21 protein-coding genes are annotated in these 19,071 nt (G+C 53.7%); 6 read left to right on the forward strand and 15 right to left on the reverse strand.

Annotated features, from left to right (window positions below; all coding sequences use genetic code 11):
- Positions 1 to 2 precede the first annotated feature (2 nt).
- The 10 genes from hypA to yghX form a co-directional block, all read right to left on the reverse strand.
- Positions 3 to 341 (reverse strand): hydrogenase maturation nickel metallochaperone HypA, encoded by a 339-nt coding sequence (gene hypA / locus IP581_RS19525; protein ID WP_086873415.1) that lies wholly within the window; start codon positions 339 to 341, stop codon positions 3 to 5.
- A complete protein-coding gene (gene hybE / locus IP581_RS19530; RefSeq protein ID WP_193821175.1) occupies positions 334 to 813 on the reverse strand; it encodes a hydrogenase-2 assembly chaperone in 480 nt (159 codons plus the stop codon). Before hybE ends, hypA begins: the two co-directional genes overlap by 8 nt.
- Positions 803 to 1,300: a HyaD/HybD family hydrogenase maturation endopeptidase gene (locus IP581_RS19535; RefSeq protein WP_097400805.1), complete on the reverse strand. Its 498-nt coding sequence runs from the start codon at positions 1,298 to 1,300 to the stop codon at positions 803 to 805. Before IP581_RS19535 ends, hybE begins: the two co-directional genes overlap by 11 nt.
- Complete coding sequence (hybC, locus tag IP581_RS19540; RefSeq protein WP_193821176.1) at positions 1,300 to 3,003, reverse strand: hydrogenase 2 large subunit; 1,704 nt, start codon at positions 3,001 to 3,003, stop codon at positions 1,300 to 1,302. The genes IP581_RS19535 and hybC overlap by 1 nt, the downstream gene beginning before the upstream one ends.
- Positions 3,000 to 4,172 (reverse strand): Ni/Fe-hydrogenase cytochrome b subunit, encoded by a 1,173-nt coding sequence (hybB, locus tag IP581_RS19545; protein ID WP_193821177.1) that lies wholly within the window; start codon positions 4,170 to 4,172, stop codon positions 3,000 to 3,002. Before hybB ends, hybC begins: the two co-directional genes overlap by 4 nt.
- Positions 4,162 to 5,139, reverse strand: a complete 978-nt coding sequence (gene hybA / locus IP581_RS19550) for a hydrogenase 2 operon protein HybA (RefSeq protein WP_193821178.1) — start codon at positions 5,137 to 5,139, stop codon at positions 4,162 to 4,164. The genes hybB and hybA overlap by 11 nt, the downstream gene beginning before the upstream one ends.
- A gap of 2 nt (positions 5,140 to 5,141) precedes the next feature.
- On the reverse strand, positions 5,142 to 6,260 hold the full coding sequence (gene hybO, locus IP581_RS19555) for a hydrogenase 2 small subunit (protein ID WP_086873409.1): 1,119 nt from the start codon (positions 6,258 to 6,260) through the stop codon (positions 5,142 to 5,144).
- A gap of 241 nt (positions 6,261 to 6,501) precedes the next feature.
- The gene (locus IP581_RS19560) at positions 6,502 to 6,789 is read right to left on the reverse strand and encodes a DUF2623 family protein (protein WP_025263833.1); all 288 of its coding nucleotides are present in this window, start codon (positions 6,787 to 6,789) and stop codon (positions 6,502 to 6,504) included.
- Positions 6,790 to 6,857: 68 nt separating this feature from the next.
- Positions 6,858 to 8,507, reverse strand: coding sequence for a methyl-accepting chemotaxis protein (locus IP581_RS19565; RefSeq protein WP_193821179.1), 1,650 nt, complete (start codon positions 8,505 to 8,507; stop codon positions 6,858 to 6,860).
- A gap of 987 nt (positions 8,508 to 9,494) precedes the next feature.
- Positions 9,495 to 10,388: a YghX family hydrolase gene (gene yghX / locus IP581_RS19570; RefSeq protein WP_193821180.1), complete on the reverse strand. Its 894-nt coding sequence runs from the start codon at positions 10,386 to 10,388 to the stop codon at positions 9,495 to 9,497.
- A 165-nt stretch (positions 10,389 to 10,553) separates the two neighbouring features.
- Here yghX and IP581_RS19575 point away from each other — a divergent pair, with 165 nt between their 5' ends.
- Positions 10,554 to 11,594, forward strand: a complete 1,041-nt coding sequence (locus IP581_RS19575) for an aldo/keto reductase (RefSeq protein ID WP_097400799.1) — start codon at positions 10,554 to 10,556, stop codon at positions 11,592 to 11,594.
- Between the two features lie 41 nt (positions 11,595 to 11,635).
- On the opposite strand, the gene IP581_RS19580 is transcribed toward IP581_RS19575, so the two are convergent.
- A complete protein-coding gene (locus tag IP581_RS19580) occupies positions 11,636 to 12,130 on the reverse strand; it encodes a TIGR00645 family protein (protein ID WP_017457486.1) in 495 nt (164 codons plus the stop codon).
- Between the two features lie 87 nt (positions 12,131 to 12,217).
- Entirely contained in the window at positions 12,218 to 12,724 is a 507-nt protein-coding gene (locus IP581_RS19585; RefSeq protein WP_193821181.1) for an ESA_00282 family adhesion-associated protein, read from the reverse strand.
- A 102-nt stretch (positions 12,725 to 12,826) separates the two neighbouring features.
- Between IP581_RS19585 and IP581_RS19590 the strand changes: the two genes are divergently transcribed.
- From IP581_RS19590 to IP581_RS19600, 3 genes are all read left to right on the forward strand, one after another.
- Positions 12,827 to 13,231: a hypothetical protein gene (locus IP581_RS19590; RefSeq protein WP_086873404.1), complete on the forward strand. Its 405-nt coding sequence runs from the start codon at positions 12,827 to 12,829 to the stop codon at positions 13,229 to 13,231.
- Entirely contained in the window at positions 13,224 to 13,667 is a 444-nt protein-coding gene (locus tag IP581_RS19595) for a cytoplasmic protein (RefSeq protein ID WP_193822726.1), read from the forward strand. The genes IP581_RS19590 and IP581_RS19595 overlap by 8 nt, the downstream gene beginning before the upstream one ends.
- Positions 13,668 to 13,782: 115 nt before the next feature.
- Positions 13,783 to 14,679, forward strand: a complete 897-nt coding sequence (locus IP581_RS19600) for an SDR family oxidoreductase (RefSeq protein ID WP_020455261.1) — start codon at positions 13,783 to 13,785, stop codon at positions 14,677 to 14,679.
- Between the two features lie 48 nt (positions 14,680 to 14,727).
- Here IP581_RS19600 and exbD read toward each other — a convergent pair whose 3' ends face one another.
- Together exbD and exbB are read right to left on the reverse strand one after the other, a co-directional pair.
- The gene (gene exbD / locus IP581_RS19605) at positions 14,728 to 15,153 is read right to left on the reverse strand and encodes a TonB system transport protein ExbD (protein ID WP_017457481.1); all 426 of its coding nucleotides are present in this window, start codon (positions 15,151 to 15,153) and stop codon (positions 14,728 to 14,730) included.
- Positions 15,154 to 15,159: 6 nt separating this feature from the next.
- Complete coding sequence (gene exbB / locus IP581_RS19610; protein WP_086873402.1) at positions 15,160 to 15,891, reverse strand: tol-pal system-associated acyl-CoA thioesterase; 732 nt, start codon at positions 15,889 to 15,891, stop codon at positions 15,160 to 15,162.
- Between the two features lie 251 nt (positions 15,892 to 16,142).
- On the opposite strand from exbB, the gene metC reads away from it, so the two are divergent.
- Both metC and IP581_RS19620 read left to right on the forward strand, forming a co-directional pair.
- Positions 16,143 to 17,330 (forward strand): cystathionine beta-lyase, encoded by a 1,188-nt coding sequence (gene metC / locus IP581_RS19615; RefSeq protein WP_193821182.1) that lies wholly within the window; start codon positions 16,143 to 16,145, stop codon positions 17,328 to 17,330.
- 116 nt (positions 17,331 to 17,446) lie between these two features.
- Positions 17,447 to 18,106, forward strand: coding sequence for a DedA family protein (locus IP581_RS19620; protein WP_017457478.1), 660 nt, complete (start codon positions 17,447 to 17,449; stop codon positions 18,104 to 18,106).
- Positions 18,107 to 18,140: 34 nt separating this feature from the next.
- On the opposite strand, the gene IP581_RS19625 is transcribed toward IP581_RS19620, so the two are convergent.
- Complete coding sequence (locus IP581_RS19625) at positions 18,141 to 19,040, reverse strand: AraC family transcriptional regulator (RefSeq protein ID WP_086873400.1); 900 nt, start codon at positions 19,038 to 19,040, stop codon at positions 18,141 to 18,143.
- Positions 19,041 to 19,071 lie beyond the last annotated feature (31 nt).

Below are 19,071 nucleotides of genomic sequence, written 5' to 3' on the forward strand. Positions count from 1 at the left end.
CTTTACTCCACTTCGATACTTTTGATCTGCACGCCGTCGCTGCGCTCAATATGCAGCGTCGGACAGTGGCAGAGCGGGCACTCATCATGCCGCTCGATTTCCACCGTCTGGCTGCAATTCCAGCACCAGGCCTGCGCCGGTTTATGCAGGATATGCAGTGTGCAGCCCTGCGCCAGCGTCTCGCGGCAGGCGATATCAAAACCAAACCGCAGCGCGCTCTCTTCCACACAGGCCAACGCGCCCACTTCCAGCCATACGCCAGTCACGCGCTTCGCGCCGTTTTGCCGCGCCTGTTGTTCAATGATTTCTACCGCGTTCTGGCACAGGGATAACTCATGCATGCGCTTTGTCCCGCAGCCCTTGCAGCAACGCGCGACGGCTTAACGCGGCATCGGTGACCGGCAACGAAAGCGCCATTTTCAGGCAGTTATCGGCAAGCGCGATCCCCGCATCAACAGACAATCCCCGATCGAGCGGCGACATCAGCGAGCAGCTCAGGTATTGCCCTGACGTCGGTAGTTCTCCGACGGTAAAGGTCATATCGCCATAGGGCAATCGCAGCCCCAGCCGCTGGCTCACCGGGCGGCGAGGCCAACGCTGCTGCGGGCCGGGGTAGATTTGCAGACTCAGCATCCACGGCGTCAGCACGCAGCCCAGCCACTGTTCTTCAAAGCGGGTGAACGGCGTGACATACACCGGCATCGTTGCATGGACAAACGGCAGACCATGCATCTCCTGCTCGGCTATCGCCGCAAAGGCCGCCTGCACTTCGCGGTGCGGCGAAACGTCGAACCCCATCACCTCATCCTGCATGTTCGACCTCCCGTAAAACAGGCTCCACACCGGATTCACGTAGCGCTTCCAGCACCGCCCGTAGCGCGGTTTCCAGGCTCGCCTCCACCAGCGGCGTCATGCCGATATGCGGCTCCAGCGAGGCGGGAATAATGCCAATCAGGGTCAGTTTTTTCGGAAACTCCCCGGTAAAACGCAACGCCGACAGCACATCCGATAGCCCCAACTGGTGCGGCGAAATTTTATTGCTGAACAGCGTAGGCACGTCGTCATCGCGCAGGCAGATAACGGCACCCGGCTCGCTTTTGCGGCTGACCACCGCATCGGCGATGATTAAATGATCGCGGTTAGCCATTGCTTCAAGTAATTCCATGCCCGCCGTGCCGCCGTCCAGCACCTCGACATGCTCCGGCAGGCGGTAACGCTGTTCAAGCGCTTCCACCACCCGCACGCCAATCGCTTCATCGGTGAGCAAAATGTTGCCCACGCCTAACACTAAAATCGACATCACAGCACCTTCACCGACACCACATCGTTGCCGTCGGCATCCACCACGTGTACCGCGCACGACATACAGGGGTCGAACGAGTGAACGGTGCGCACCACTTCCAGCGGTTTTTGCGGATCGGCAATCGGCGTACCCACCAGCGACAGTTCGTATGGCCCGGCGTCGTCGTTAAAGTTACGCGGCCCGGCGTTCCAGGTGGACGGCACTACCGCCTGGTAGTTGTCGATTTTGCCATCTTTGATAACAATCCAGTGGGAGAGCATGCCGCGCGGCGCTTCAAGGAAGCCGACACCTTTAAACTCGCCGCTGGTGGGGATCTCCGTATGGGTAATGGTTTGCACATCGCCTTTGCCGATATTGTCTATCAGTGCCTGATACTGCTGCTGCAACACCTGATGTAACTCGCAGGCATGTACCGTGCGCCCGATAATGCGCCCCAGCGTAGAGTGCAGTTGTTCCACCGCCACCGTTTTGCCGGTGAGTTTCTGATAAATGGCGGTGATATCGTGCAATTTTTCCGTCGTTGACGGGTGTTTTGCCGCCAGCTTGCAGAGCATATTGGCGAGCGGCCCCACTTCGACCGTTTTGCCGTAAAAGGTGGGCGATTTAACCCAGGAATATTTGCCCTCTTCCTGCCAGCCGGTGTACTGCGGCAGCGTAGTACCCTGCCACGGCTCCTGCGGCGCGTCGTCTTTATACCAGGCATGTTTCGCGCTCTCCTGAATACCTTTGATCAGGAAAGGATCGGTGTGGGTGTTGATTTCCCGGTAGGTCGTAAGATCGGCATTTTCGATGTATCCGCCAGCGAACAGGAAGCTGCCGTTGTTGGCATCGGTGGGGAATTCCGGCGTGCTCAGGTAGTTCACCGCGCCTTTACCCAGCGTGAGCCATTCCGGGTAAAACGCCGCAATCACCGCCGTGTCGACTTTATAAACCTGCTCGATAAACCCTTCCAGCTTGTCGATAAATGACTTGAGGTACATCAGGCGTTCAAGGTTCAGCACTTCGATGCCATCAAGGTTTATCGGGTTGGCAACCCCGCCAACCGCCAGGTTCTGAATGTGCGGCGATTTACCGCCAAGCAGCGCGACAATGCGGTTAGCGTCGCGCTGGCACTCCAGCGCTTGCAGGTAGTGCGCCACGGCAATCAGGTTCACTTCCGGCGGCAACTTCATTGCCGGATGTCCCCAGTAGCCGTTGGCAAAGATACCCAGTTGGCCGCTGGCGACCAGCGCTTTGATCTTCTCCTGCACCGCTTTGAAGTCGTTTTCGCTGTTAAGCGGCCAGTCGGAAATCCCCTGTAACAGCGCAGCGGCTTTCGCTGGATCGGCATTCAGCGCACTGGTGATATCGACCCAATCGAGCGCCGAAAGCTGATAGAAATGGACGATATGATCGTGAATCGAATGGGCGGCCAGAATGATGTTGCGGATGTACTGGGCGTTGCGCGGCACCTTCACCGCCAGCGCGCTTTCTACCGCCCGCACCGAGGCAATGGCGTGGATAGTTGTACAAACGCCGCAAATGCGCTGCATGATTATCCATGCGTCGCGCGGGTCGCGGTTTTTGACAATCTCTTCCATCCCGCGCCACATGGTTCCTGACGACCAGGCCTTTGATACAACGCCGTTTTCAATTTCGCAATCAATGCGTAAATGACCCTCAATACGGGTGACCGGATCAATGGTGATACGTTGACTCATGCTTTACTCGCCTCATGTCGCGCAGGTGTTTTTAACGGAGGAATAATCGGCAACAGACGTATCAGTAAGATGTACGCACAGACTTCAATTGCCACAAAACCGATGGAAATCAATAACTCTTCCGCTGTCGGGAAGTAGTGGTAGCCGTTGCCGGGATTAAAGGCCAACAGCGAATAAGAGAGCCGCCACAGCGCACAGCCGAGCAGCATGCTTAATGCGCCCAGGAACAAAAAGCGGGAATCACGACGCAGACGCGGCGCGCGCAGGATCAGCAGCGGCAAGGCCAGCAATGCCATTTCCAGCCAGAACGTCAGGCTGTAAAAATCACCGGCGAAAGCGTAATGCCATTTGTCGCGCCACGTGATCTCTCCCAACCGCAGCACCAGGAACAGCGCTAACAGCACACTCAGGATGTTGATCAGTTTGCAAAACAGACGTTTTTCATCCGGCCCGTTGCCGCGCAGGCTGGCCTGCATTAATGAACCTTCGAAAATCACAATCGAGAAGCCCATAATAAACGCGGTCAGCAGCGAGAAAACCGGCAGCATTTCATAGCTCTGCCATAGCGGGTAAACCTTATATCCGGCGGCAATCATCAACGAGCCCATCGACGACTGGTGCATGGTTGGCAGCAGTGCGCCAAGCGCGATGATGAAAAACATCACTTTATTGAGACGGCGCAGCGAGACTTTCCAGCCGAGCCTTTCCAGCAGCGCCGGCGCAAACTCCAGCGCCATCACGCCGATGTAAATCGTCATGCAGACCGCGGTTTCAAACAGCACTGAATTGACGTTGAAATGGCCGGGAATATAGAAGTAAGGCAGGTTCCAGTAACGCCCGACATCAATGGTGATGGACAAGCCGCCCAGCGAATAACCGAACAGGCTGCACAGCAGCGCCGGGCGCACCAGCGGGTGATAATCGCCCCGGTTAAAGACATACACCGCCCACGCCAGTGCCCAGCCGCCACAGGCAAAGCCGGTGCCAATCAGCAAGTCAAACGCGATCCAGATCCCCCACGGATAACCACCGTTCAGATCCGAGACCGATCCGAGCCCGAAGATCAAACGCTTAAGGATAAAGATCGCGCACAGCACGATCAGCGGGGCGAACAGCAGCACCGGTTTACTCAGCAGTTTGCCGCCCATCGCTTGTGGATCATGACTCATGATCGCCTCCGTCATGCTTGTCCCGCGTATTGCGGCGCACCAGTGCCGTTAACCCCGCCAGCACGGCGAGCGGCAACATCATGCCTTTGTATACCGTGTGCTGAACATGCTCGGAACGTGCGCCGGTTGCCAGGTCATCCAGCTCCGGCAAACCCAGTTCCTGATAAGGAACGCCGGTTAGCACCAGCACCTGCGTGCCGCCGCCCTCTTTTTCGCCGTACAGATGCGGGTAGTAGCTGGGCACGTTATGCAGATAGGTATCGTTGGTGTTCAATGTCTGACGCGGGTAGCGATATTCAGAGCCGGGTTTCATCGCAAGGCGTTTTTTGGCTTCAGCGAGCAGCTCTTCGCGCGTGCCGAAAATCACCGCGCCCGCCGGGCACACCTCCACACAACCGGGCAACTCGCCGTTGTCCAGACGGGCCACGTCTTTCTGGTTGCAGAGTTCGCACTTATGCAGCGCACCGAAGGGGTTGTCATAGTCATACTTCGGCACATCGAACGGACAGGCAACCATGCAGTAGCGGCAGCCGGTACAAACGCTGGCGTCGTAGTGAACGATGCCGGTTTTGGCGTCTTTTTTCAGTGCCTGCACCGGGCAGACGGAAACACAGTTGGCATCTACGCAGTGCATGCACTGTTTTTTGATATAGGCGTAGCCGTCGCGCAGCTGGTCTTTGTTTTCCCCGCTGCCGCTGCGCCAGACCTGAATTATGTTGTTGGTATAAGGCGAAAGTTTGTCGTTATTCGACCAGGTTTGCTCGCCCTGTGGATTGCGCCGGGGCGTGTTAATTTGCTGGCAGCGCGTCACACAAGCCTGACAACCGACACAGAGCGTGGAGTCGTACAACATCCCCAGCGCGCCGGGGATCGGCGGGCGGTTTTGCGCGGCGGCAAAACTCGCGGACGATCCCCCCACCAGCAGCGCCCCGCCGGACGCCACTTTGAGAAAATCACGTCTGTTCACGGCTAGTCTCCCTGTGAATCCGTGTCGTTTTTCTTCTGCTGGCGGCCCAGTTCACGCACGGTCATCACGCCGACACCCGCCACCAGGCCTACGACGCCACCCAGCAAACCGACAGCGCTTGCCGACACAGTGCCGCCCTCTTTCAGATTGACGTCGGGTTTCTCGGCGCGCGGCGTAGGGTTATCCACATGCGCAAGCTGGGAGATGCCTTTGTGAAAACCAACCCCTTCTTCGTTGCAGCCATAGCATGGGTGACCAATGGCAACCGGCCAGACACCGCCCACGTCGCAAAACTGCAACGTTGAGCAGTTGCCCCAGGTTTCCGGACCTTTGCAGCCTAAGTGGTACAAGCACCAGCCTTCGCGATGCCCCTGATCGCCGTACGCTTTCGCAAAGCGCCCGGCATCAAAATGCGGCCGACGTTCGCAGTGCTCGTGAATTAAGCGCCCGTAGGCAAAGCGGGGACGGTTTTTGGCGTCAAGCGCCGGAGGTTTGCCGAAGGTGATGATATGCGCCACCGTGGCAAGGAAGTTTTGTGGGTTCGGCGGACAACCGGGAATGTTGATAACCGTTTTGCCGGGCAGCACCTCTTGCAGACTGACTGCGCCAGTCGGGTTGACACCCGCCGCCGCCACGCCGCCCCAGGCGGCGCAGGAACCAATAGCGATAATCGCCGCCGCGTTTTCCGCCGCTTTGCGAATATGATCTACAATCGGTTCGCCTGCCACCATGCAGTAAACCCCGCCGTCTTTCATCGGAATCGAGCCATCGACCACCAACACGTACTGGCCTTTGTACTGCTCCAGCGCCCGGTGTTTATTCTCTTCAACCTGGTGACCAAAGGCGGCGGAAAGCACTTCGTGGTATTCCAGCGAAATGGTTTCCAGCACAAGGTTTTCTACGGTGGGGTGGGTCGCGCGAAGCAGTGATTCGGTACAGCCTGTGCACTCCTGCGCGCCAATCCAGATAACGGGTGGACGCTGAGGATGGCTGACCGCTTCGGCCATTTCGGCAGCGGCCTTGCCGCTTAGCCCCATGGTCGCCGCCAGTGCAGCGCACAGTTTCATAAAATCACGACGGCTCACGCCATGAGACGCAAATTGTTGGTTCTCTCCTGCCATTTATTGTTATCCCTTAGCCTGGACTAGGATTATTCTCCACCTATTTGGCAGATGAATGCTGCGATCGCCCCGACAAATAATCACATAAAAAACAAGGGTATTATGCAAAAAGCCGGAGAGTGTTGCAGTAGTCACAGAAAAATGAGGGGCTTAGGGGCACAAAACGGCAAAAAAAATGAAAGTCACCCTCGACAAAAGTGACCTTCACAAAAGAGAACGGCATTGTGAGCAAAGCTTATTTTTAGATTTCGAGACGGTAACCCGCCATAAAAAATCGGATCACAGTGCTGGAGTGGCTCTCGCGAAAGAAATCCATCACCATGTCCTTATCCAGCCCGTAGCGACGCGTAAGAATGCCTGCTTCCCACGCGCTGAGTTGACGATCGCCCGTTTTTTCAAACATACGATGCGAAAACCCGAGTACAAAACCACGCTTATAGTCCGGGCAGAAATGCGCCACGTTGCTGGCGCTGTCCGCCTGTGCCGCATTCAGCCCGGCCATCAAGCCCTTACCAAAATGGTTGTCCATCGTTATCCCCCCCACAAACGCTATGTAATAAATTATATAGCGATATTTTGTGGCGGCGATAGCATTGATTAAAACGCGACCCACTCATCCGAAGAGGCTGTCGCTTTACGCGGTGCGCCGCGTGATAAATCCGGTTTTACCAGCGCGGTGGCAGCAGGTTTCTGTTGCTCGTCACTGGAAAGGCGGAACTGCTGAACGGAACGCTGCAACTCTTCGGTCTGGCGCTCCAGCGCTGCTGCTGCTGCGGAAATCTCTTCCACCAGCGCGGCGTTCTGCTGCGTTACGCTGTCCATCTGGGTGATTGCCACGCCCACCTGAGAGATGCCTTTGCTCTGTTCATCCGTCGCAGAAGCAATCTCTTTCATAATGGTGGTTACTTCTCTCACCGCCCGCAGGATGCTTTCCATGGTGGTGCCGGTGTCATTGACCAGTTTCGCGCCTTTCTCTACGCGGGAAACGGAATCCGCGATCAGCGTTTCGATCTCTTTCGCCGCGCCGGCGCTACGGCTGGCGAGGTTGCGAACTTCACCGGCTACCACCGCAAAGCCGCGCCCTTGCTCACCCGCACGCGCGGCTTCCACGGCGGCGTTCAGCGCAAGAATGTTGGTCTGGAAGGCGATGCTGTTAATCACGTTGGTGATTTCAGCGATTTTCTTCGAGCTGTCAGAGATGCCATCCATCGTGCTGATCACTTCTTTAACCAGCGCGCCGCCTTTGCTGGCGGTGTTCGACGCCACTTGCGCCAGTTCGCTGGCCTGGTTGGCGTTATCCGCGTTCAGTTTTACCGTTGAGGTCAGCTCTTCCATGCTGGCAGCGGTTTGTTCCAGCGCCGCGGCCTGCTCTTCCGTGCGCGAAGAGAGATCGTTATTGCCGGTGGAGATCTCAGATGCCCCGCGCCAGATATTCTCGCTGCCGTGGCGAATGCTGCTCACCGCTTCACGCAGGCTATCCTGCATGGCTAACAGCAGCGGGATCACCTGCCCCACGCAGTTACGCCCCATATCTTCCAGCGGCTGGCTGAGATCGCCCTGCGCCATCAAGCGGAAGTGCGCGCGAATGCGGTTCAGCGGTTTCACCAGCATGGTAACCAGATAGCGGTCGGTAAAGAGCAGGATCAGCAGGCCAATCACCATCGCCACGATGATCGCGGCGCGCGTAGTGCTGGTGCGCCCATCGACCATCACGCGCGTCTCGTCGAGGCTGTTGCTGGCGGCTTTGTTAAAGCTTTCCGCTGCGGCGCCAAAACTGCGGCTCAGCCCCGGCGTGACGTTGTTCGCCTGCTGGCGGTACGCGTCTGGCGTGCCTTGCTGCGCAAGCTGCATCTGCGGGGCGACCCCTTGATCCAGCAGCGCCTGCCAGGTGGCAATCACTTGTTCAGAGACTTTCGGATCCATCGGGCCTGGCGATACGGCTTTAAACTCCGTCAGTTTGCGCGACATGGTATCCAGCGCCTGTTGTACCGGTGCCATATCCGGCGAGCCACCCGCAGCTTTGGCTTCCATGACACGGCTAAGACGGGTAACAAATCGGAAGTACTGATCATTGCCCTGGCTAAGAAGGGTCATTTGTGTCACGAGCTGGCGATCAACGTCATTGCCCTCCGCCACTTTTGACAGAGAAAAAACGCTATACAGGCCGACGCCAGACCACAGCGCGCCGAAGATCCCAAGGATCACCAGCATCACGGCCCGTATAGTAAAATTGCGAAGCATATTCATAATATTATCCTTGCGGTAATGGTGCTTTCTCGCCTGCGCGCGAGAGTTATCTCCATTTATCGGCAACGTTTGGAAAATATTAAATGTCTGGCTTAGAAATTTTGCGCCAAAACCATTTTTACCTTTTCATTTTTCAGGGGAATTTAAGTCACATCAGGGAAAGTTACCCTGCTAACTTATTTGCCATAAAAGCTTTTCTGGAAGACGATGAAACCCAACGAAGAAATAAAAACAATTCATTGATATTACACATATTTTTATTATGTTAATTATTTAGAAAATAAAGTTACTGTTATTACAAAACAAGACACAGATGAATAAAACGAAAGACCAATAAAATTAAAACCTGAATTAAAAGAATAAAATAACCAGCCAGAATATAACAAAAACAAGACATCACCATGCCATCCATCGGCTTATTCTCTTCACGTTTAAAAATTCCGATAAATATCATTAAACATTGACTGAAAAACCATTAAAAAACATAGTTAAGTATTATTTAAATATTTGTAAAGCGAGGTTAAAGGAGTTGGTTTTTTATGCAACAATCAGGTGTCGCCAGCCAGATACGCATAAAGGAGTAAAGGCGAGACGCCTTTGTTCATGCGGCCTGTAGCGATGCTGCCTGATACGCATTTGGCGATGGCATTCATCAGCGTGGGGGAGTCACGATCATCGCCCGGATATTTTTGTATACATTGATAAATATTATGATTAGTGCGCAATGATTACAGCCGCGGCGTTTTTATCGGCATTTTTCCAGGAATTTTCGTAGAGAAAAGTCAGCTTTTAAAGTAAATCAAAGCGACTATTTTTTCTGAAACAAGAAAAAGTAAAAACAATCACACTGCGTGACTTAACTATTTCTATCTATTTGGCCGAACAATAATTTCAATGCAACACAAACCAACAAACGATTAAATCAATAAACTCAAAAAATTCAGCATAGTGACCCATTTTGCGTTTTCGGCGTCCTTGCCCGTCTCATCACACCGGGTGCAAATAGGTTTTAAACCAGTCGAGTGTCCGTTGCCATGCCAGTTCAGCCGCCGCCTGGTCGTATCGCGGCGTCGAATCGTTGTGAAAACCGTGGTTAACGCCGGGATAAATCCACGCCTCGTACACTTTTTGCCTGGCCTTTAACGCCTGCTCGTACGCAGGCCAGCCTTCGTTGATGTTCTTGTCCAGCGCAGCGTAATGCAGCAACAGCGGCGCGTTGATTTTCGCGACGTCCGCCGCCGGAGGTTGCCGGCCATAAAAAGGCACCGCGCACGCCAGTTCCGGGTAAGCCACCGCCGCCGCGTTTGACACGCCGCCGCCATAGCAAAAACCGGTGATCCCCACTTTGCCCGTCGCCTGCGGGTGCTTTTGCATAAACTCGATGGCGGCAAAGAAATCATTCATCAGCTTTGTCGGGTCAACTTTCTGCTGCAATGCGCGACCTTCATCATCGTTACCCGGATAGCCGCCCACAGAACTTAAACCGTCCGGAGCCAGCGCAATGTAGCCTGCTTTGGCGACGCGGCGAGCCACATCTTCGATATACGGGTTCAGCCCGCGATTTTCATGCACGACCACCACTGCCGGAACTTTACCCGGTGCTTTTGTCGGTGTGACCAGGTAGCCACGCACATCGCCGTGCCCGTTCGGCGACGGGTAAGTGATATATTCCGGATGAATGTCCGGATCGGTGAATTCCACTTGCGTTGCCAGCGCGTAGTTCGGTTTCAGCAAGTTGAACAGCGCCAGCGCCGTCATGCCGCCAACGGCATATTTTCCCGCCAGCTGTAAAAATTCACGCTTATTGATCTTGCCGTGCGCGTAGTAATCGTAGTAATCGAGCAATTCCTGCGGAAAATCTTTCGCCGTTAAACGCGTCATCGGTTATCCCCTCTTTTTATGCCTCTCTAAGCAAAGCATAGCGCTCCGCTTTTCGCTCAAAAAATATCCAGACACAACCTCACCTTTTGATGTACCGAAAACAGACGTAAGATAGAAACGTTGTTTCGAATTTTCATCGATAAGATTAAAAAGAAAGGAGACATCATGCCTGGTTTCGCCAACCCGAATCGCTACGAACAGATGCAGTACCGGTACTGCGGCAAAAGCGGCCTACAACTGCCCGCGCTTTCGCTCGGTTTGTGGCACAGTTTTGGTCACGGGCACGCCCTGGACTCACAGCGCGCCTTGCTGCGCAAAGCATTTTCCCTCGGCATTACCCACTTTGATTTAGCCAATAACTATGGGCCGCCTGCCGGTAGCGCGGAGGAGAATTTTGGCCGCTTGCTGCGTGAGGATTTTGCCGCATACCGCGACGAGATCATTATCTCCACCAAAGCCGGTTACGATATGTGGCCAGGGCCGTATGGTTCCGGCGGTTCACGCAAGTACCTGCTCGCCAGCCTCGATCAGAGCCTGAAGCGGATGGGCGTTGAGTACGTTGATATCTTTTATTCGCATCGGGTTGATGAAAAAACGCCCATGGAAGAGACGGCATCCGCATTGGCGCAGGCGGTGCAGAGCGGTAAAGCGCTGTATGTCGGCATCTCTTCCTATTCCACCGAGCGCACACAGCAAATGGCGGCGCTGCTGCGCGAATGGAAAATCCCGCTGCTTATCCATCAACCCTCTTACAACTTGCTGAACCGCTGGGTGGATAAAACCGGCCTGCTGGATACGCTGGAAGATAATGGCGTGGGTTGCATTGCCTTTACCCCGCTGGCACAAGGGCTGCTGACAGGGAAATATCTGAACGGCATTCCGGAAGGTTCTCGCATGCAGCGTGAAGGCAAAAAAGTGCGAGGTCTGACGGAGAAGATGCTGACAGAGAGCAACCTCAGCAGCTTGCGCTTGCTCAATGACATGGCGCAGCGCCGTGGTCAGTCGATGGCGCAAATGGCGCTGAGCTGGCTGTTAAAAGATGCGCGAGTCACGTCGGTGCTGATTGGCGCAAGCCGTCCGGAACAGCTGGAAGAGAACGTTCAGGCATTGAACAACCTGAGTTTCAGCAGTGAGGAGTTAGCGCAGATCGACAAGCACGTTGCCGATGGCGAGCTGAATCTGTGGCAGGCATCTTCAGATAAATAAAACGGTAATGCCGGGCGGCAGAACGCGGCCCGGCAATGCACTCAGTGTTGGTGGCGGGTTAATCGGTCCAGGTAGCCCATCACAAAAGCGGAAAGCACAAACGTCAGGTGAATAATCACATACCACATCAGTTTGTTATCCGGGACGTTTTTGGCATCCATAAAGACGCGCAGCAGATGAATCGACGAAATGGCGACAATCGACGCCGCCACTTTGTTTTTCAGCGATGTGGCATCCATTTTGCCAAGCCAGTTCAACTTCTCTTTATGCTCTGCGATATCGAGTTGTGAGACAAAATTTTCATAGCCGGAAAACATCACCATCACCAGCAAACCACCCACCAGCGTCATATCCACCAGCGACAGCAGCGTCAGGATCAGATCCGCTTCCGCCAGATTGAAGATGTTGGGCAGGACGTGAAAAATCTCCTGGAAGAATTTTACCGTCAGCGCAAGCAGGGCAAGAGAGAGGCCGAAGTAAACCGGGGCGAGCAACCAGCGCGAAGCGTACATTGCGTTTTCCAGAAAGCGTTCCATGTTGCGTAAAGTCTCTTCAGATTGCTAAACCGGCGCTCAGTATATCCCAGCCAGGCAAACAATTTGCAACACTAAAGCAACACGGCGCTACACCTCTTCGGGGTTGACCCATGGACGTTGATTCTCGGGCCACACCAGTACGACCAGCGCCGGATACGCTTCCATACTGAATTCGCGAAAACACTGACGCAGGTTGAGCACATCCAGATCTGAATGCGGGACTTTTTCACCATTTACGCAGCGCTTTTTTATATTGTCGTAATACTTATACACCGCAGAATTCAGATCGCTACAGCGACGCTGCGCTTCAAATAACCCAGGCGTACTATTTAATTCCGCCATATTCATGCGCTTAATTGTCGCATGAAGAAAATCTATATATTCATGATTAACGCGCCAGTACCACACCGGAGTAATCGCATTCATTAACGCGGAGAAATGATCTTCCCCCTCCTCTTTTGACAACGGCTGTGGTGGTAAAGGCAAATTGTCAATTTCACTAAGGGGAGCTTTTTTATTGTACTCGCGCATCAATAAAAGAACGCCGCCCGTCAGCAGCAATAAAGCAATAACAGAATAAAAAATACTGTTCATGAGCAGGCTCCTTTTTTTTGATTTTAAAAGTGCGTCATGATATTGTCAACGAACCTCACGCCTGAACACCCTCTTCCCTGTTGATATTAAAGGACATTGGAAATGCTTCCCGAGAATCTTGTCCCGGCACGATTTCACATTTCTGCCGTTGAAACCAAGCCTGGAGAAGAAGGAAAAGAGCCTAATTTAACTCAGGGTAAAAGAACACTCGCTGAACATGCTAACGATATATTAGCGAATGCCAACCGTACCGGGCAGTCGAGAAATATGCTGCTGGAAGAACGCGACCGCCATATAAAAGAGCGGTTATTGCGTGTGGTAAAAATCGAGACCTTCGCACGTTTACTTAATGATTTACAAGCCGAAGGCGAGATAGATGCCCAAACATTAAGCCAAATAATTGCGGATAAAACTCAGCAAATAAATGAAGCCGGTAATGAGATTTGGCTTAATCTCATTACCCGAGAAAAAGATACGCCCATATTTTATAAGTTCGGGGATGAATAACGTGAAAGAGGTCGACAATAATAACGTCTATTTAGCTTTAGAAGAGAAAAAAAGCGATGAATTTATCTTAAAGCAAAATAAAGAAGCCCTGATATTAAGTAAAAACGAGGCTATTGAGCGAATCGCGCGTGAACTGGTTTCTATTCCTGCGGCGCTGGTGCGCCTGAAATGGCAGAATCGTCGCGAAATTTATCCCTTACAGGTGAAAGAAGAGATTTATGGTGCGGTGATCGAGGCCATCATCGCGCAGAAACCAGAGTTGCGGGACAAAATCATGGGGCGCCTGGAGGCGAACTATCAATACATTCTGAGCCGCGAAACCGCGACGTTACGCCTGAGCCGCAAACTAAGCGATGGCGAATACCGCACCTCGAATGTAACGACCGTGGCGCTGGAAGAAGACGCGGCGGCAAAACAATCCGCCAACATCAAATAGCCCTTTACCTTTCCCACGCTGATACATTTCGCCTCAAGATAATCCTGAATTAGTCTGCATTTTCAGCTCAGGCTTCTACCCTTAAGTACTCAACAACCGATATGGAGGGTACGTAATGGCGAATAACCAGACGAAAATGCAGGATCCCACCACGCAGTATTACACTGGCGAATACCCGAAGCAGCGGCAACCCACGCCAGGCGTACAGTCGAAGATGGATCCCGTTCCCGACTGCGGCGAGAACAGTTACGTCGGTAGCGGGCGGCTAAAAGATCGCAAAGCGCTGGTGACCGGCGGCGATTCCGGTATTGGCCGCGCGGCGGCTATTGCCTATGCGCGCGAAGGCGCAGATGTCGCCATCAACTATTTGCCTGCGGAAGAGGAAGACGCACAGCAGGTGAAGGCGCAAATCGAAGCCGCCGGGCGCAAAGCGGTGTTAATTCCCGGTGACCTGACCGATGAATCTTTTGCCCGTTCGCTGCCGCATAAGGCAAAAGAGCAGCTTGGCGGGCTGGATATTCTGGCGCTGGTAGCAGGCAAACAAACTGCCGTGGAAGAGATTGCCAACCTGACAACGGAGCAATTTACCCAAACCTACACCGTTAACGTGTTTGCGCTGTTCTGGATCACCCAGGAAGCCGTACCGCTGCTGCCACCGGGCGGGAGCATCATCACCACCTCGTCTATTCAGGCGTATCAACCCAGCACGCATCTGCTGGACTACGCTTCAACCAAGGCGGCAATTCTCAATTACAGCCGCGGACTGGCGAAGCAGGTCGCGGAAAAAGGCATCCGCGTTAATATCGTCGCACCAGGACCAATCTGGACGGCGCTGCAAATTGCCGGCGGTCAGCCGCAGGAGAAACTGCCGCAGTTTGGCCAGCAAACGCCAATGAAACGTGCCGGGCAGCCTGCGGAACTGGCGCCTATTTATGTCTATCTGGCGAGCCAGGAATCAAGCTACGTCACGGCCGAAGTACATGGCGTGACGGGCGGCGAACACCTCGGATAACAGGCATAAAAAAAGCTGGCATTCGCCAGCTTTTTTATTGAGTCAGTATTACTTCGCTTTCGCGACTTCTTCGCCCACCAGACCGATCTTCAGATATCCCGCCTGATGCAGCGTATCCATCACCTTCATCATCGTTTCGTAATCCACGGTTTTATCCGCGCGAAAGAAAATGGTGGTGTCTTTTTTCCCTTCGGTTAGCGTATTTAGCGCGTTAACCATCGTTTCATCGGTAACCTGATCGTTACCAATAAACATGGTGTTATCTGCTTTTACCGACAGATAAACCGGTTTTTCCGGGCGCGGTTGCGGCTGACTGGTCGATGCCGGCAGGTTAACTTTCACATCGACCGTGGCAAGCGGCGCGGCCACCATAAAGATAATCAGCAGCACTAACATCACGTCGATAAACGGCGTGACGTTGATTTCGTGCATTTCGCCGTTATCGTCCAGGTTTTCATTAAGACGCATTGCCATGGCGAATCAACCTACTCGTAATTTTTGCGCGGTGCGAACCGGCTGAGCGTTGCTGGCGGCCAGATCCAGATCGCGGCTTTGCAGCAGCAGAACCTGCGCGGCAACATCGCCAAGCGTTGCTTTGTAGCTGGCGATCATACGGGCGAAGATGTTGTAAATCACCACCGCCGGGATAGCAGCAACCAGACCGATCGCCGTGGCCAGCAGCGCTTCTGCGATGCCCGGCGCGACAACAGCGAGGTTGGTTGTTTGCGTCTGCGCAATACCGATGAAGCTGTTCATGATGCCCCAGACGGTACCAAACAGGCCAATAAACGGCGAGATCGCGCCAATCGTTGCCAGATAGCCGTTCCCGCGCCCCATATGGCGACCGGTGGCGGCAACGCGGCGTTCCAGACGAAAACCGGTGCGCTCTTTAATGCCTTCGTTATCTTCGCTGCCTGCGGATAACTCCAGTTCGTTCTGGGCTTCGTTGATCAACATTGTGCTCAGGCTACGCGCGTGGAAAGCGGATGCAATTTCACTCGCCTGATCCAAAGAGCGGGCTTCAGCCAGTTGCTGCTGCTCACGCTTGAGGCGACGTTTGTGTGAAATCATTTCAACGCTTTTGCTGAAAAAAAGCGCCCACGTGACGACAGACGCCAGAATCAGGCCGATCATCACCACCTTCACAACGATGTCGGCATGCTGGTACATGCCCCACACGGATAGATCCGTCTGCATCAAATTATTACCCACAGTGTATCTCCGAGACGCAAATCACAAAATCTGTGCGTCATGATATCAAAAAGTCGTCGAATTGATAGTAGTTCTCATTAGTATTTGCATAGTGCCTGAATTAAAAGCCATTTTCTTTGCGCTTACGCAGTAAACAAACTCCATTGAACATTTTCTGGAAAAAATTCGCTCACTGGCATAACACTGCGAGGCATCCGTCGACAATCATGGTAGTCTGGACATCCAGACGTATAAAAACAGGTTGAGCGACAATGACAGCAAAGCATCTTGATACCGCTCTGGTTAACGCAGGGCGCAGCAAAAAATACACGCAAGGGTCGGTGAATAGCGTTATCCAGCGCGCCTCTTCACTGGTCTTCGACACCGTTGAAGCCAAAAAACATGCAACGCGTAACCGCGCCAACGGCGAGCTGTTTTACGGGCGTCGCGGCACACTTACGCACTTTTCGCTGCAAGAGGCGATGTGCGAACTGGAAGGCGGCGCGGGTTGCGCGCTTTTTCCCTGTGGCGCTGCGGCGGTGGCCAACACCATTCTGGCGTTTGTTGAACAAGGCGATCATGTGTTGATGACCAACACCGCCTATGAACCCAGCCAGGATTTCAGCACCAAGATTCTCGCCAAACTGGGCGTCACCACCAGTTGGTTCGACCCGATGATCGGTTCCAGCATCGTGCGGCTGATTCAGCCAAACACCAAAGTGGTGTTCCTGGAATCGCCCGGCTCAATCACGATGGAAGTTCATGACGTTCCGGCGATTGTGCAGGCGGTGCGTAGCATTGCGCCAGAAGCCATTATCATGATCGATAACACCTGGGCGGCGGGCGTTCTGTTCAAGGCGCTGGAATTTGATATTGATATCTCGATTCAGGCGGCGACCAAATACCTGATTGGCCACTCCGACGGCATGATCGGTACAGCGGTATCCAATGCCCGTTGTTGGGAACAACTGCGCGAAAACGCCTATTTGATGGGGCAAATGGTGGATGCCGACACGGCATATATGACCAGCCGCGGTCTGCGCACGCTGGGCGTTCGTCTGCGTCAGCACCACGAAAGCAGCCTGAAAATTGCCGAATGGCTGGCCGCACATCCGCAGGTTGCGCGCGTGAATCACCCGGCGCTTCCCGGCAGCAAAGGCCACGAGTTCTGGAAACGGGATTTTACCGGCAGCAGCGGCTTGTTCTCGTTTGTGCTCAATAAGCGATTAAGCCATGAAGAATTAGCCAACTACCTCGACCATTTTTCGCTGTTCAGCATGGCGTATTCCTGGGGCGGTTACGAATCGTTGATCCTTGCCAACCAGCCAGAGCAACTGGCGGCGATTCGCCCGGACGGCGAAGTGGATTTCACCGGTACATTAATCCGGGTGCACATTGGTTTAGAGAATGTTGACGATCTGATTGAGGATTTAGTGGCGGGCTTCCAGCGCATCGTGTAAACCAGGCTTACGGGCGTAAGTATTCAGAAAATTCTCGTTTCTTGCGCCCCCGATCAAGGTGTTTCAGGCGAACTGGAGTACAATAGCCTCCTCTACGCGGTTCCACGGGAAAGTCCATGGCTGTTATTCAAGATATTATTGCTGCGCTCTGGCATCACGACTTTGCTGCGCTGGCAAATCCACATGTTGTGGGTGTTGTTTATTTAGTAATGTTTGCCACCCTCTTTTTAGAAAACGGCCTGCTTCCTGCTTCGTTTTTACCCGGTGACAGTTTACTGCTGCTGGCCGGTGCGCTGATTGCGCGCGGCTGCATGGATTTCGTCGCGACGTTAGCCATCCTCACTTCCGCCGCCAGTCTCGGTTGCTGGCTGAGCTATATCCAGGGCAAATGGCTTGGTAATACGCGCGTGGTGAAAAGCTGGCTATCGCAGTTACCGGTGAAATACCACGAGCGTGCAACCTATATGTTTGACCGTCACGGTCTGCTGGCACTGCTGGCGGGGCGTTTTCTCGCCTTTATCCGCACTCTGCTGCCGACGATGGCGGGCATCTCCGGCCTCTCTAACCGCCGTTTCCAGATATTTAACTGGCTGAGCGGGCTGCTGTGGGTCGGCGCGGTGACCTCGCTGGGCTACGCCATCAGCATGATCCCTTTCGTGAAACGCCATGAAGATCAGGTGATGACATTCCTGATGCTGCTGCCGGTGTTCCTGCTGGTTGTCGGCCTTGTTGGCGCGGTCACGGTGGTGTTGAAGAAAAAGTACTGCAACGCATAATGCGTTCCCCTCTTCGCCATGAAGAGGGGACGTTTTACATTCCCTGCATCATGCGAATTCTCGCTACATCTTCTCCCGGCGTCAGGCCAAAATAGCGCTTAAACTCACGACTAAATTGTGACGGGCTTTCATAGCCAACACGCATGGCCGCCGCCCCGGCTTTCATGCCATCGTGCACCATTAACATGCGTGCTTTATGCAGGCGGTAGGTTTTCAGGTATTGCAGCGGCGAGGTGCTGGTCACCGATTTAAAGTTATGGTGAAACGCCGAGACGCTCATATTGGCTTCCGCCGCCAGTTGGTCAACGCTGAGGTTTTCCGTGTACTGGCTTTCGATGCGTTTGAGGACGCGGCTTATCAGGCTGAAATGCGTCTGTCGGCTGACTAACGCCAGCAGCGCCCCACCGCGCGGCCCAGTCAGCACGTGGTAGAGCATTTCACGGATAATCTGTTTGCCGAGGATACGCGCATCCAGCGGGCGCTCCATCACATCCAGCAGACGCTCGGCGGCACAAAGGATCTCTTCCGACAACACCGCCGAATTAATGCCGCTTGCTGCCACATCCGGGCGAAAATGCTCATCTTCGCCGATATCCATTAACAGTTCCTGCAATTGCAGGATATCGACATTCAAACGGATACCCGCCAGTGGCACGTCCGGCGTGGCGAAGGTTTCACACTCAAACGGCAGCGGCACGGTCAGCAGCAAATATTCATTGGTGTCATAACGAAAGACTCTTTCATTGATATAACCAATTTTGTGACCGGAAAAGAGAAAAACGATGCCAGGCTGATACATCACTGGCGTACGGGTTCCCGGCTGAGTACCGTACAGCAAGCGGATATCCGGCAGCAGTGCATTGAGCCTATTTTCATTCACTTTCAATCGCTTAATCTTTTCAGTGAGCTGCAGGCAAATCTCTTCACGCTTCATTTTTCGCCACTCCGGCAGGCTATTTCGACCC

The organism is Kosakonia pseudosacchari (assembly GCF_015167415.1).
In the GTDB taxonomy this organism is placed as follows: domain Bacteria; phylum Pseudomonadota; class Gammaproteobacteria; order Enterobacterales; family Enterobacteriaceae; genus Kosakonia; species Kosakonia pseudosacchari.

Coding starts and splice junctions, on each gene's coding strand:
- metC (WP_193821182.1), top strand. CDS start 16,143: ATGACAGCAAAGCATCTTGATACCGCTCTGGTTAACGCAGGGCGCAGC.
- IP581_RS19590 (WP_086873404.1), top strand. CDS start 12,827: ATGCTTCCCGAGAATCTTGTCCCGGCACGATTTCACATTTCTGCCGTT.
- IP581_RS19585 (WP_193821181.1), bottom strand. CDS start 12,724: ATGAACAGTATTTTTTATTCTGTTATTGCTTTATTGCTGCTGACGGGC.
- IP581_RS19620 (WP_017457478.1), top strand. CDS start 17,447: ATGGCTGTTATTCAAGATATTATTGCTGCGCTCTGGCATCACGACTTT.
- hypA (WP_086873415.1), bottom strand. CDS start 341: ATGCATGAGTTATCCCTGTGCCAGAACGCGGTAGAAATCATTGAACAA.
- hybC (WP_193821176.1), bottom strand. CDS start 3,003: ATGAGTCAACGTATCACCATTGATCCGGTCACCCGTATTGAGGGTCAT.
- IP581_RS19565 (WP_193821179.1), bottom strand. CDS start 8,507: ATGAATATGCTTCGCAATTTTACTATACGGGCCGTGATGCTGGTGATC.
- IP581_RS19560 (WP_025263833.1), bottom strand. CDS start 6,789: ATGGACAACCATTTTGGTAAGGGCTTGATGGCCGGGCTGAATGCGGCA.
- IP581_RS19600 (WP_020455261.1), top strand. CDS start 13,783: ATGGCGAATAACCAGACGAAAATGCAGGATCCCACCACGCAGTATTAC.
- IP581_RS19580 (WP_017457486.1), bottom strand. CDS start 12,130: ATGGAACGCTTTCTGGAAAACGCAATGTACGCTTCGCGCTGGTTGCTC.
- IP581_RS19575 (WP_097400799.1), top strand. CDS start 10,554: ATGCCTGGTTTCGCCAACCCGAATCGCTACGAACAGATGCAGTACCGG.
- hybO (WP_086873409.1), bottom strand. CDS start 6,260: ATGGCAGGAGAGAACCAACAATTTGCGTCTCATGGCGTGAGCCGTCGT.
- yghX (WP_193821180.1), bottom strand. CDS start 10,388: ATGACGCGTTTAACGGCGAAAGATTTTCCGCAGGAATTGCTCGATTAC.
- hybB (WP_193821177.1), bottom strand. CDS start 4,172: ATGAGTCATGATCCACAAGCGATGGGCGGCAAACTGCTGAGTAAACCG.
- hybE (WP_193821175.1), bottom strand. CDS start 813: ATGCAGGATGAGGTGATGGGGTTCGACGTTTCGCCGCACCGCGAAGTG.
- IP581_RS19625 (WP_086873400.1), bottom strand. CDS start 19,040: ATGAAGCGTGAAGAGATTTGCCTGCAGCTCACTGAAAAGATTAAGCGA.
- IP581_RS19595 (WP_193822726.1), top strand. CDS start 13,224: ATGAATAACGTGAAAGAGGTCGACAATAATAACGTCTATTTAGCTTTA.
- exbD (WP_017457481.1), bottom strand. CDS start 15,153: ATGGCAATGCGTCTTAATGAAAACCTGGACGATAACGGCGAAATGCAC.
- IP581_RS19535 (WP_097400805.1), bottom strand. CDS start 1,300: ATGTCGATTTTAGTGTTAGGCGTGGGCAACATTTTGCTCACCGATGAA.